The 13754-nt window shown below is 68.2% G+C and carries 8 protein-coding genes; all 8 read right to left on the reverse strand.

Annotation, left to right across the window (positions count from 1 at the left end; genetic code table 11):
- Window positions 1–160: 160 nt before the first annotated feature.
- Entirely contained in the window at window positions 161–4528 is a 4368-nt protein-coding gene (locus ACSQ3N_RS25845) for a cellulose synthase subunit BcsC-related outer membrane protein (protein WP_436147840.1), read from the reverse strand.
- A gap of 99 nt (window positions 4529–4627) precedes the next feature.
- The gene (gene bcsB / locus ACSQ3N_RS25850; RefSeq protein ID WP_056171367.1) at window positions 4628–6949 is read right to left on the reverse strand and encodes a cellulose biosynthesis cyclic di-GMP-binding regulatory protein BcsB; all 2322 of its coding nucleotides are present in this window, start codon (window positions 6947–6949) and stop codon (window positions 4628–4630) included.
- A 33-nt stretch (window positions 6950–6982) separates the two neighbouring features.
- Window positions 6983–9169 (reverse strand): UDP-forming cellulose synthase catalytic subunit, encoded by a 2187-nt coding sequence (gene bcsA / locus ACSQ3N_RS25855; RefSeq protein ID WP_436147841.1) that lies wholly within the window; start codon window positions 9167–9169, stop codon window positions 6983–6985.
- Complete coding sequence (bcsQ, locus tag ACSQ3N_RS25860) at window positions 9166–9951, reverse strand: cellulose biosynthesis protein BcsQ (protein ID WP_056171371.1); 786 nt, start codon at window positions 9949–9951, stop codon at window positions 9166–9168. Before bcsQ ends, bcsA begins: the two co-directional genes overlap by 4 nt.
- Entirely contained in the window at window positions 9948–10715 is a 768-nt protein-coding gene (bcsP, locus tag ACSQ3N_RS25865; protein WP_436147842.1) for a cellulose biosynthesis protein BcsP, read from the reverse strand. The genes bcsQ and bcsP overlap by 4 nt, the downstream gene beginning before the upstream one ends.
- Before the next feature lie 47 nt (window positions 10716–10762).
- Entirely contained in the window at window positions 10763–11239 is a 477-nt protein-coding gene (gene bcsD / locus ACSQ3N_RS25870) for a cellulose biosynthesis protein BcsD (RefSeq protein ID WP_436147843.1), read from the reverse strand.
- 280 nt (window positions 11240–11519) lie between these two features.
- Entirely contained in the window at window positions 11520–12647 is a 1128-nt protein-coding gene (mnmA, locus tag ACSQ3N_RS25875; protein WP_436147844.1) for a tRNA 2-thiouridine(34) synthase MnmA, read from the reverse strand.
- Window positions 12644–13585, reverse strand: a complete 942-nt coding sequence (locus tag ACSQ3N_RS25880; RefSeq protein WP_436147845.1) for a LysR family transcriptional regulator — start codon at window positions 13583–13585, stop codon at window positions 12644–12646. Before ACSQ3N_RS25880 ends, mnmA begins: the two co-directional genes overlap by 4 nt.
- Window positions 13586–13754 lie beyond the last annotated feature (169 nt).

Below are 13754 nucleotides of genomic sequence, written 5' to 3' on the forward strand. Positions count from 1 at the left end.
GGGTCTTTTTTTATTCTGCCTTGACCGGGCCAGTGGGCCATTTGACCCATGGGCTGGCGGCTGGTGTGTCGGCTCGCTGCTCTGAATCGTCGGCCCGACGAGCCAGAGCAGCCTCGCAACCTGCTTGCGCAGAGCAGTGCAGTGCGATGCGACGCGGTGCTCAGTTGCTGGCGTACGGCGAGCGCAGCGGGCTGACCGGGAAAGCCTGCAGGCCGTTGTAGGGCTGGAAGGCGTAGCGCACATACAGCCCGCCGGCGAACTCGCGGTAGTTGCGGGCGTTGTTGAGCGACAGGTGGCCGCCCAGGAACACCTGCGGGTGCATCTGGTACTCCATCGCAGCGCCCAGGTTGTAGCCCAGGCCCGTGCGGGATTGGCCCGGGTAGACGGCGGTGGCACCGGTCTCGCCGAACGCCAGCGCGTCGCTGGCGGCGGCTGCAGCAGCGGTCTGGCGCGACGGGCTGTTGGGGAAATACGGCGCCGCGTCTTCCTTGAAGTACTGCACGCCCACCGAGCCCTTGAGCTGATAGGACAGGCGGCCATTGCGCTGCGCCCATTCGATGGGAATGCCGAAGGACAAGAACTGCTGCGGGCTGAAGTACCCGCCATGGCCGACCGTGAAGTAACGCAGATTGCGCTGGTAGGACAAGCCCGAGAAGCTCAGGCCGGCGGTCAGGTCGGCATTGGACGTGCGGTGCACGTGCCAGTACATGCCGCCACCGGCTTCCACGCGTGCGTTGCTGCGCACGCGGGTGCCGGTCACCCCGTGCAGCGAGCCGTAGCCGTACACGCCCAGTTCGCCGTCGTCCCAGGTCACGTCCAGACGCCCGCCGGTGGCGGACACCCCGCCCCAGCGGTCGCCCGTGCGGGCATCGCGGGCACCCGCGAACGACAGCAGGCTGTCGGTCACCGGCCTGCGCGACAGATCCACGGCCATGGTCAGGTCGTCGTTGATGGGCATGCGGTAGCGCACGCCGCCCGTCACATCCGCCTGGCCGAAGCCCAGGGGCGTGGTGCCGATGTCGACCTTGAGCGCGCTGGTCTCGTAGCCCACGCTCAGTCCGATACCGCTGTCGCTTTGCGAACCTGCAGCGCGCTCGGGCATATCGAGTGCGGTCACGGGACCACCGCCGAACCGGCTGATGGTGCCGTACGGCGAGCCCGGCGATCCGGCGCTGGCACCGGTGGGCGTCACACCCAGCACGACATGGCCGTCGCCCACGCTCATCTTCAGCTGCACCGGTGCCTCGATCTCGGACAGCTGGCTCATGCCCGCCTCGCCCTGGCGGGCACGGGCCGTGGCGCCCACCGAGAAGCTGCTGATCTGGCTTTGCTGGACCTCGCGCAGCTCGTCGCGCGCGGTGCGCGGACGGGTGGGGTCTGGCACCGCGTTCAAGCCGCCCGCGGTGGCCCATGCCGACGGCTGGGTGGCGGCGGGTGCGCGCTGCTGCTGCGGGGCCGCCGGCTGCATGCCAGGGTAGCCGGCATAGCCTTGTGCGGGCGGAATGTAGCCTGCACCAGCATTCGGCTGCGCGGGCACTGCCGCGGGGGCATACGAAGGGAGGTAGGCAGGCGCGGTGCCGCCGCCGGGTGCTGCCGCGGCCGACAGGGAAGACGCCGGTGCCTGGCGCTGCGCTGGCGCGGTGGCCGTGCGGGCATTGGCCGCCGTGGTGTTGCGCCGTGCGCTGGCAGGCGGCGACGCGGTGGTTCTTTCAGCCGCCGGTGCTGCACTGGCCACGTCCGGGTAGTAGCTCGCAGGGGTCATGGGCGGCGCCTGGACCATCATCTGCGCGGGCGGCGCAAACCGGCTGGCGCCTGCGGGATCCGGAATGTAGAGCCCGGCAGGCACATTGCTGCGCGCCACCGGCTGCGGTGCGTACTGCATGGGCGTGTAGCCCACCGGCGAACGCGCCACGGAGCCGGACCCTGCGGCGACAGGCACCGACAAACCGTTGCTGGTGCGCTGCAGGCCTGCACGCTGGGCAAACGGATTGCCCGACCGGGCGGGCCCGGCGGACACGCCGCTGGCAGCCAGCACGGCATCGCGCTGGGCATTCTCTGCAGCGACCGCGGCGGTGAAGAATTCGGTGGCCTTGCTGTTCTTGCCCTGGGCCCGGTACAGCCGCCCCGCAGCGGTCAGCACCTCGGGGTCGCGCGGCGCACGCGCCAGCGCCACGGACAGCAGCGACTCCGCGTAGCCGTAGTCCTTGGCACCGGTGGCCATGGCCGCGGTCTGCAGGATCAGCGGCACGTCGTTGGGCGACTTCTCCAAAAGCCGCGCATACAGCGCCTGCGCCTGCGCATAGTCGTTGTTGGCCGCGTACATGCGGGCCAGCGCGGCCATGGCCAGCGGCTCTTCGGGCTGCTCGGCCAGCAGCGGGGCCAGCGTGTCGTACGCAGCGGCCAGGTCACCGGCTTCACGCAGGCCATCGGCCTGGCGCACGATGTACGCGCGGCGGATGTCGGCAAAGCTCTTGCGCTCGCGATCGTTCATCGGTGCGGTCTGCAGCTGGCGCAAGATGCCGGCCAGCTCCACGTCCTGCTGCGTCTTGAGCAGCGTGGCGGCGTATTGCAGGCGCAGCCCCACATCGGGACGCGGGGTGCGTGCCAGCACTTGGCGCACCATGCCCAGCGCGCGCTGGGGCTCGCCTGCGTCGGCATAGGCCAGGGCCAGTGCACCCAGCAATTCGGTGTCCTGTGTGGCAAACGACTCGGCTTGGGCCAGCGTGGCCAGCGCTTCCGACTGCCGCCCCTCCGCGGCCAGGGCCGAGGCGGCCGACGACTGCACGTGCACCCACACCCGCTTTTGCAGCGCGGCGATGTCGCGTGTGCGGTGCTTCTCGGGAATGCGGTCCAGCAGCGCCAGCGCACCCGGCCAGTCACTGGCTTCAGAGGCCAGCAGCGCGCTGGCATACAGCGCCTCAGGCATGTTGGGGTTGGAAATCAGCAGGCCGTCCATCACGCCGCGGGCTTCCGCCACGGCGCCCATGCGCAGGTACAGGCGTGCCAGGTCCAGTCGCACCCACGGGCTGGCCGGGTCGTTCAGCAGCGCGTCTTCCAGCGCCGCGCGTGCGGCCGCAGTGTCGCCGCGCTCGGTGGCGGCACGGGCCTGGCCCAGTGCCTGCGCTGCGCGCAGGCGGCCCAGGGCGCCGACCTTTTCCTGCTGCGAGGGCGAGAGCTTCTCGACCAATGCCAGCGCTTCGGCCGCCTTGTTGTTCTGGGCCAGCACACCGACCAGGCCGCGCACCGCGTCGGGGTTGTCGGCCTGGCGTGCCAGCACTCGGCGGTAGGCGGCCTCGGCGGCGTCGTACTGCCCGGCCTCGACCAGCAGGTCCGCCAGGTCGGTCTGTGCCGTGACCTCGGCCGGGTTCAGGCGCACCGCCTGCTCCAGGGATTTTTGGGCGGCTGCCGTGTCGCCGCGCTCACGCTCGCTGGTGGCCTGCTCGACCAGGCTCCAATACGTGGCGCTATCGAGCGCCTGCTTCCAGCGGCTGGCCGAGCCCGCACGGGAGGCGCGCTCCAGCAGACCGCGCGCGTCGGCAAAGCGCTCCTGGCGCAAGCGCAGGATGCCCAGGCCGCCCAGCGCATCGCCGTCAGCAGGGCGGGCTTCGAGAACGCTTGAGAAAGCTGTCTCTGCCGCATCGAGCTCGCCGTCGTCCAGCGCCTGGAATCCGGCCGTGGTGCGCTGGCGCAGCGGGTCGGCCCCCGCACCGGGCCGTGCGGTGGTTTGCGCTTGCTTTTGCAGGTTCTGCGCCTGGGTCAGCCGCGTCTGCACGGCCGTGTCGCCGGGGTTGGCACGCAAAAAGTCCTGGTACAGCGGGATGTCGGCCGAGCGCGTGCCCGTCCAGGCCAGCGCCTTGCGCCAGCTTTCGGTGGCGGTCTTGCCCACGTCGGGGCGGCCCGCCAGGCGCGCCAGCTGGCCGATGCCCTCGCGGCGCGTGGCGTCGCGGTAGGTCAGGTGCTGTGCCAGGGCCAGGGCGATCTGCGGGTCTTCGGGCGACTCCTGCGCCAGGCGGCTCAGGCCGCGGCGCGCTTCGTCCCAGCCGCCGGCCGTGGCGCCCAGGGTCTGGTAGTACTCCAGCGCCAGCGGACCGGTGGGCGCGCGGTCGCCCAGCGCGGCCTGGTAGGTGCTCAGCGCCTGGCTGGCCTGGCCGCTACGGGCCTGCTGGCGTGCGGTTTCGATCTGGGGTGCGCTGCGTCCGCTGCGGATGGAATCCTGCAGCCGGCTCACCAGCGGGCTGCGCGGGTGGGCAGCCTGCAGCTGGGTCAGGTAGCGCTGCGCACCCTCGGGACGCTGGGCGTTCAGCTCGACCAGCGCCATGCCGTACAAGGCCTGGGCGTTTTGCGGGTTGATGCGCAACAGCTTTTGCCAGGCCTCGCCCGCACGCTCCGTGTCGCCGCGCTCCTGCCAGTACTGGCCCTGGTCAAGCAGGGTCTGCTCGGCGCCCGTCTGGGCCCAGGCTGCGGGCGCCATCAGCGAGGCCATCAGCCCCAGCGCGAGTGTGTGGTGACGACGGTTTTTGGAGGACATGCCTTCCTTCTCCCATGTGGCCCCGGCCCACAAAGGGGCCGGGAACCAATTGCTTGTTTCAGAACATCAGGGCGGGCATCGGTGCACCGCGCGGCTTCATCATGCCTTTTGCTTCAGGCGTGCCCTGGCGCGTGCGCGCAGTGACAGGTACATGACGATGGCCACCAGCACCGCAGCAGACACCCCCAGCAGGATCAACAGCAGCGGATTGCGCGACAGAAACCACTGCGCGTACAGCACCGGCCCCAGCTGGCCCACATAGTAGTTTTTCTCGGCCAGCAGGCTGTCGACCTGCTTGCCACGAATCACCGTGGTGCTGCCCTGCACCTGCGTGAGCGCATCGGCGTCGAGCAGCGCGTCTACCACCTGCGACAGCCCGGCGGGCTGGTTGCTGGCCACCAGTACCACGCTGCGGCCGCTCTTGAGGGGCGACTCGAAGCCCGCGATGAAGGCGTCGGTGCTGCTGCTCGAGAACGCGACCTGGTTGCGGCGCGTCTGCACACCGGCCTCATCCTCGAAGCCCCACCAGCGCATCAGACGGTGGGCCACATCGGCCAGCTGAAAGCTCTTGGTCTCACCCTGCAGCGCAGCCGGAATGGAGCTGGCCCACTGCTTGAGCAGGGGCTGATTGCCGCCGCCCGACGAGATGACCAGCAGGTCCTTGTCGGAGAGCTTGTCCACCTGCTGGGCCTGCGCCACCGTCACGCCCATCGCGGGGTGGCCGGTCACACGGCCCATGATGCCCATCAGGCCCAGGTAGGTGCCGTACTCCGCCAGGCCCGGCTTGTCCGGCATCACCACCGCGGTGTCCGACAAATCGGCCATGCGGGTGAACGGAAAGCCCGCGTTGCCAAACGCTGCCAGGTCCGGCATGGCGATGAAGTGCTTGAAGCCGGAGATATCGATGGTCGAGTCTGCCTCGACCGAGCCGCGCACGTTGTCCAGCGGGACGTCCTTGCAGGCGCCCTGCTTGACCACGTCGTAGTAGTAGTGCAGCTGCAGTTGCGATTGCGAGGGCAGCTTGAACAGGGGGATGTGGAACTTCTCGCGCTCCGGCCCGGTTTCGCTCAGCGGCATCACCTTGGTCAGCAGGCGGTCCAGGGCGCCGGGCTCCTCGTGCGTCGCGGAACGCAGCGGCAGCGACCGCAGGAACTGCTGGTTCACGTTGATGTTGAGCGTGGACTTGTCGGCGTTGGGGCGCGGGGTGTACCGGTAGCGCAGGTCGACCGGAATGCCCTTCTGGCGCCACGCGAACAGGTCGGGCGGCAAGAAGAAGTTCACGCGGATCAGGTCGGGCGAGTAGCCGGTCACATTGAGCGTCGGGGCCTCGACCAGCTCGCCGAACTTGACCGGACGGTCATTGGCCAGCCAGTGGGGTGCGTCGTAGGGCTTGCGGGGCTTGAGTTCGGTGACGTCGGTGATCCGCGCGACCGAGCCGGACAGGGCCGAAGACCCCACCGCCAGCGCCTTGGCCGCCGTGGCCAGTTCAGCATCGTCCCGGCCCATCACCAGCAGCAGCTTGCCGTTGCGGTCCGCAGGGTGGCTGACCACCGCCACGGTGGGGCCTTGGATGTCGGGCAGCGACAGGCCGGCAGGGACTTGCGCGCGGCCGGCCACCATCACCACGGCGTTGCCGCGTGCCGGCAACTCGCCGACCAAGGACGGAAACTTGGCGCCGCGAAAGCCCGCCAGCGCACCGAACCACGACGACATCGTGCCCGCGGCCTGCAGGGCGGCGGTGTTGGGCGCTGCGTTGAACACGATGGGCAGCTCCAGCGGGCGCACATCGCGGCGGTCGAAGAACGGCTGGGGCAGCAGTGCCAGGTCGTTGGTCTGCGCCACAGGGGCCACCGTCAGCTCCAGCACGCTGTCGTTGCCGATGTTGGCCCACAGGCTCGAGTGCAGCGGGTCCTCGCACTCCATCGTGTAGTGGCCGATGAGCTGCAGGTTCAGCCGGTTGAACTCGGTGATCAGCCGCGGGGGAATGGTGATCTCGCGCTGCAGGTTCTCGCCCGCCTGCTGCGTGGTGACCGGAATGGTCGCGGCCACCTGCTCGTTGACCATCACCTTGATGTGCGACAGGTTGGTCAGCAACGCGGGCGAGTACGAGTAGTTGAGCTTGAGCTTCGCGCCCGTGACCACCTCGTCGTTGCGCACGCTGAAGGCTACGCCGCTGGTGCCGTCCACACCGCGCAACTGCAGCGGGAACAGGGCGCCCAGGTCCTTGAAGCTGTTGCGCTGCACACGCACGCCACCTTCGGACGGCAGCGACCCGGCGGTCGTCTCCGCAGCCGGGGCGGGTGCAGGTGCCGCAGCGAGCTGCGAGACGGGGGCTGCCGTGCCTGCCAGCGCCAGGGCCAGCATGGCGGGGAGCATGCGCTGGCGCGGCAGCCGATCTGTCGGTTGTCGTGTGGAGGTCATGTGTGGAATCTTCGGATACAGAAAACGGGGCGCCTATCGGGGCTTGAGCGACTTGACAGCGGTGGAGGCCAGCTGCCCCATGCCGCGCAGCCCGATGGTGATCACGCTCCCCAGCGAGCGCAGCGGCTTGTCGCGCTGGCCGGTGCCCCAGGTGGCGATCCAGGCATCGGCACGCGCAAACGTCAGCGATGCGAGCTCTGCCTGCTGGGGCAGGGTGAGGTTGTCGAACTTCACGCCCAGGCGGCCTTTGCCGTTGAAGGTGACGACCGCGGGGAAGACACCTTCCTCGTCGGAGCGGAACAGCGACACCGACAGCTTGCTGCCCATGGGGATGTCGCTCTCGGGCGGCACCGTGAGCCCCAGGCCATGCTGGGAGAAGTCTTCGGTCTTGCACACCAGGGTGCGGCCATTTTCAAAGCGGATCACGGCCGGCAGGGCTGCCGCCACGCGCGGCGTGCCGCGGATCTGACGCGTTTCGCTGGCCACCGCCACGCTCGCGCCCAGCAAGATGATGTTGTAGACCGTCCAGACCATGTTGATGACCAGCGTCGTGGTCTCGTCACCGTCCGCGGAGAACAGCTTCCAGATGCCCACCGCGATGCCCACCAGGTTGACCAGCAGCAGCACCACATAAGGCCGCGCGATGGTCCAGTCGAAGTAGGCCTTTTCGATCACGCCGCCCTTGGCCGTTACGTTGAACTTGCCCAGCTTGGGGTTGATGAAGGCCACGATCACCGGGCGCATGATGTACCAGGCCAGCACGGACTCGTACACCTCGTTCCAGAACGAGTGCCGAAAGCGGCCCTGGATGCGGGAGTTGGTGACGCTGGCATGCGCCAGGTGGGGCAGCGCGTAGGCAGTGATCATGAGCGCGGTGGCCTGGAACACATGCGCGTCGAAGAACAGGTACGCGAGAGGCGCCGTCAGGAACACCAGGCGCGGCAGCCCGTAGAAGAAGTGCAGCATCGCGTTCAGGTAGCACAGCCGCTGGCCGAACTTGAGCCCCTTGCCAAACAGCGGGTTGTCGGTACGCGCGATCTGCGCCATGCCGCGCGCCCAGCGGATGCGCTGGCCCACGTGGCCGGACAGGCTCTCGGTGGCCAGGCCCGCGGCCTGCGGCACTTCGAGGTAGGCGGTGTTGTAGCCCAGGCGCGCCAGCTTGAGCGCGGTGTGCGCGTCTTCGGTCACGGTCTCCACCGCAATGCCGCCCACCTCCAGCAGCTCCTTGCGGCGGATGATGGCGCAGGAGCCGCAGAAGAACGAGGCGTTCCACAGGTCGTTGCCGTCCTGCACGATGCCGTAGAACAGCTCGCCCTCGTTGGGCATGCGGTGAAAGGTGTCCAGGTTGCGCTCGAACGGGTCGGGCGAGAAGAACACGTGCGGCGTCTGCAGCATCACCAGGTTGGTGTCCTTGAAGAACCAGCCCATGCAGACCTGCAGGAACGAGCGCGTCGGGATGTGGTCGCAGTCGAAGATGGCGATGTATTCGGAGCTCGTGACCTTGAGCGCCGCGTTGATGTTGCCCGCCTTGGCGTGGTGGTTGTTGTCGCGGATGATGTAGCCCACGCCCAGCTCTTCGCAGAACTCGCGAAAGTCCGGGCGGCGGCCGTCGTCCAGCACGTACACGTGCAGGCGGTCCTGGGGCCAGTCGAGGCTCATGGCCGAGAACACCGTCTGGCGCACCACTTCCAGCGGCTCGTTGTAGCTGGGGATGAAAACGTCCACGCTGGGCCAGGTGCTCACGTCCGCGGGCATGGGCACCGGGCGGCGCTGCAGCGGCCAGGCGGTCTGCAGGTAGCCGATGAGCAGCACGGCGAACGCGTACAGCTCGGCCAGCACCAGGCCGTAGCCGAAGGCGGCGTCCACCCAGTTGGTGAAGCCGATGGTGTCGGTGAAGCGCCAGTAGATGTAGCGCGACGAGGCCGAGATCGACAGCACGATCATCGCCAGCGTCGACAGCCGCCCCGGGGTCTTGCTCAGCAGCAGCGCGGCGCCGAACGAGCCCAGCGAGAACAGCACCTGCCCCTGCAGGTCCAGCGGCACGCTGATAACGAGGCCCATCAGCAGCGCACTGAACACCACCGCCGCCACTCGCGCCAGGGGATGCGTCCAGATCTCCCAAGCCGTGATGGCATGCACCACCGTGCGCCAGTGCGCCTGGGGGCTGTGCGAATCGGCGTCGGCGACTTCGTCCGCCTGGGGGCGCTGGTCGACGCTCATCGCGTTGCTCCCGGCAGCATCGGCAGGCGCAGACGCTCGGCCAGCACCCGGGCGCATTTGCGCAGATCGTCTGCGGCCTGCCCGTGGGCGTCGTACTGCAGCACGCTCTGGTCGTAGGCGAGTGCTTCGCGCACCGCCTGGTCTTCATGGATCACACCCACCAACCGCTCGCCCAGGCCGTCCTGCATGACGCGCGTGATGTCCTTGGCCAGCTGGCGCGCGCTGTCGACCTGATTGACCACATAGAGCGCATCGTCGAAATCGGGGCGGGGCGTGCAGTAGGTGCTCACCAGCCGCTGCATGAGCGCCAGGGCCGCATAGGAGGCCGCGTCGGGCAGGCTGACGATCACCACGGCCTGCGCTGCCGACAGCGCCTGCTGCATGTACACCGACGGGCCGGGCGGCGTGTCGATCAGCACCACGGCATCGGCCGGCAGCTCCAGGCGCTGCAGTTGCTCGACCAGCCAAGTCGGGTGGGCGTCCAGGTGCCGCTCGAAGGCCACCCGGTCCGACTCGTTCACGATGCCGAAGGGCAGCACGTTCACGCCCGACAGGCTGCGCACGCACACGGCGCCCCAGTGCTCACCCTCCAGGCTGGCGCGGGACACTCCGCCCAGCGCGCGCGGGTCGGCGCCGAAATGCAGGCCCAGCGCGTTCTGCGGGTCCATGTCCACCACCAGGAGCGTACCCACGCCCTGGGCTTGCAGGGCCGTGGCCAGGTTGGCCGTCAGCGTGGTCTTGCCGACACCGCCCTTGGCAGAAACGATAGCAATCACCTTCATGGGTACGGGCCTCGGCGCGGTTGCCATACCGGGGCAGCAGGCTCTGGAGCTGGTGCAGCTGCGGCGGGTCCTGCCAGGCGGGCAAACACCGAGGGCAGGTCGGAAGGCAGTGCGCCGGAGTCTGGCGCCGCGGGCTCGGCGGCTGGCGTGGACGAGCGCAGGCCGGCCAGGCCCGCCAGCGGCGAGCGCGATGCCAGCGAAGGCGCAGCCGCGGCTACCGGAGCTGGCGCCACAGGGGCTGCGGCGCGGTAGGCGGGGGCCGGTGCAGCGGAAGCCACAGGCGCCGCGAACACTGCGGTCGCCGTGGGGACGGCAGCAGCCAACGAGGGGCGCGCGTTGAAAGAGGTGAAAGGCGCCACGGGTGCCGTGGGTTCCTGGGGAGCAGCGGTGATGGCGGGGGCCACATGGGCAGCCGCCAACGGAGCAGGGGCGGGTGCAAAGACAGGTGCAGGTGCCGCTACGGGCGAAGGCGACAGTGAAGGTGCCGGCGCACGCTGCACCCACACGGCAGGCTCGGGCCGCTCAGCGGCGGCTGGCTGCGGGGCGTCTTGCCGGGCGGCGGGCGCGGGCGCGTCCGCGGGCACACCGTCACCGCGGCGCACCACGGACGGGATGTCCCCGGCCACAGCGCCCTGGATGGCCGTTACCAGCGGCCAGCGGTCGCGCGACTGCTGGTGCTCTTGCTGGCGGGCCAGTTCCTGGTAGCGCCCTGGCTTGGCACCGAACTGCTGGAAAAGGTTCACGACGTCGTCGGAGGGCTTCATAAGTCAATCACCGTCAATCCGTTGTACATGCCGGGTGGACGAGAGGGTCAGCGCGCCAGCTGGAACTGCACGCAGCCCCAGGCGTCTGCCGGAGCCACCTGCACCACACGCAGCGACCCGGAGCCGGCCTGCTCCAGCCAGCTCTGGTACACCCCCTCCAGAAACCCGCCCGACCATTGGACGTGGTTTACCCCAAATGCAGCAGATACGGGCGAAAGGCTGTGTTGGATGTTCAAGCGCGCAGTTTCTTGCGAAAGCTGCACCCAGCCCCAATCGATCCGCTCCCACACGGCCGTCATGCTGCGCTGCAGTTCTTCCAGCGTGGCCGACGGCGCCAGCGGGTTCGCCGCCGCAAAGCGCGTACCCACACGGAGCATCAGCGCGTGCAAGTCTTCCGGCGACAGCGACGACGCGAATTCATCAGTGAGCGCCTGCAAAAACCCCCTCCACTGCACGGCGCATTGCTGCGCGGCCAGATGCTGGGCGATCTCGGGACTGGGGGCGGAAACGGCGGTAAAGGACATGGCGCAGGCAGAGCATCGGGCCAGCGGGACGCCAGCGCGGGGATTGATCAACTAAGGGTTAACCAGAACTTGTGATTGATACACATGGTTTCAAACACGTCCCGGAATTCTAGAAGCCTGCACAGTGGAATGTGCTTTTTGGCACGCATCCAAAGGTTAACTTGTGCGAACTGCCGTCAACCTTGGCGGGTTTGTAGGTACCAAACCACACGAAAATATGTAAAAACTATTGACTATCAAATTTAATAGTTTTCTACATCGCCCGCAGTATGCAGATGTTTCAGTCCGACGCGCCCGCTATCACCCCGCCGCCCAAGCACACCTCGCCGTCGTACAGCACGGCGCTCTGACCGGGAGTCACAGCCCACTGGGCGTCCTCGAACCGCAGTTCGAACCCCTGCGCGGCAGCGCTGTTCACGCTCAAACCGCAGGCTGCGTCCTGCTGGCGGTAGCGGGTCTTGGCAGCGTAGGCGCCGGGGGTGGGTGCGTGCCCCGCTGTCCAGCTCACGTCCTGGGCGGACAGCTGGTGCGACAGAAGCCAGGGGTGGTCATGCCCCTGCACCACGCGCAGGGTGTTCTTGGCCAGGTCCTTGCGGGCCACGAACCAGGGCTCGTGCTCGCCGCCGCCGCGCTGGGCGCCTTTTTCCTTGATGCCGCCAATGCCCAGGCCCTGGCGCTGGCCCAGCGTGTAGAAACTCAGGCCCACGTGCTTGCCCAGCGTGCGGCCCCGGTCGTCCTGGATCGGGCCGGGCGCATGGCTGATGTAGCGGTTCAAGAACTCGCGAAACGGCCGCTCGCCGATGAAGCAGATGCCGGTGGAATCCTTCTTCTTGGCGTTGGGCAGGCCGATCTCCTCGGCGATGCGGCGCACTTCGGTCTTGTGCAGCTCGCCCACCGGGAACAGCGTCTTGGACAACTGCGCCTGGTTCAGGCGGTGCAGGAAGTAGCTCTGGTCCTTGGAGGGGTCCAGCCCCTTGAGCAGCTCGAACAGGCCAGATGACTCGTTCTGGCGCACGCGGGCGTAGTGGCCGGTGGCGATCTTCTCGGCGCCCAGGCGCATGGCGTGGTCGAGGAAGGCCTTGAACTTGATCTCTGCGTTGCACAGCACATCGGGGTTGGGCGTGCGGCCGGCCTGGTACTCGCGCAGGAACTCGGCGAACACGCGGTCCTTGTAGTCGGCCGCGAAGTTCACATGCTCGATTTCGATGCCGATCACATCGGCCACGGCGGCCGCGTCCACGAAGTCGATGTTGGACGAGCAGAACTCGCTGTCGTCATCGTCTTCCCAGTTCTTCATGAAAATGCCGACCACCTCATGGCCCTGCTGTTTGAGCAGGTGGGCGGTCACGGCGGAGTCCACGCCGCCGGAGAGGCCGACGACGACGCGCTGCTTGGGGGATGCTGTCATCCCTGCGATTGTATTTTTGCCGACGCCTGGGCGCTGCGCGGGCGCGCAGTACGCGTAGCCACCAGCAGGTCATAGAGCTGCTGGGCCGCCGGAGACAGCGACCGCCCCCGGCGCTTGATGAGCCCCATCTGCCGCGTGACCACCGGGTCCACCAGCGGAATGCTGACCAGCGTGGGGTGGTCCTTGCCCGGCATCGCCAGGCTGGGCACCGCCGCCACGCCCAGGCCCGCCTCGACCAGGCCGAGCAGCGTGGTCACGTGTTTGGCCTCGTACAAACACTGCGGCCGGTCGGGCACGTTGGCCAGCGCCAGGTCCATCAGCAGGCGATTGCCCGAGGTCTTGCCCACCGACATGAAGTCGTGCTGGCCCAGCTCCGCCCAGGTGACCTTCTTGCGCCGCGCCAGCACATGGTCGCGCCGGCAGGCGGCCACGAAGCGCTCGGCCAGCACCGGCTTGAACTCGATCTCGGCCTCCTGGCTGCCGATGAAGTTGAGACCGAAATCCGCATCGCCCTGCGCCACGGCCACCAGCACCTCGTTGGCGCTGGCGTCGTGCACCTTGACGCGGATCTTCGGAAACCGCTCGTGGTAGCGCTTGACCACCTGCGGCAGAAAGTAATACACGGCCGACGGCACGCAGGCAATGGTCACCTCGCCCATGCGCCGCGCCGCCACGTCGCCCAGGCCCATGAGCATGCCGTCCAGGTCGTCGAGCCACACGCGCGTCTTGCGCGCGAAGTCGCGGCCCACGGCCGTGAGCGTCACGCGGCGCGTGGTGCGGTCGAGCAGGCGCACACCCAGCGCCTCCTCCAGCTTGTCGATGCGGCGGCTGAAGGCGGGCTGCGACAGGTGGATGGATTCGGCCGCGGCCCGAAAGCTCTGCAGCTCGGCCACGGCGGCAAAGGCCTGGATGTCGGCGAGATCGAATTTCTGGTTCATGGCGGTCCTGCGGTACTGGGCGTTCTGGCGGTAATGGAAAGAGGTGCAGTGGACGCGTTCTGTGTGCCCGAAACCATTGCTCCGTGTGCATCAATGCTTCGCAACATTGCAATTTACAGATGCCATTTCAGCACGTAAAAGGACGCGGCATCTATTGCACAGCATGCAT

Source organism: Acidovorax sp. LjRoot194 (assembly GCF_964253015.1).
In the GTDB taxonomy this organism is placed as follows: Bacteria; Pseudomonadota; Gammaproteobacteria; order Burkholderiales; family Burkholderiaceae_C; genus Acidovorax.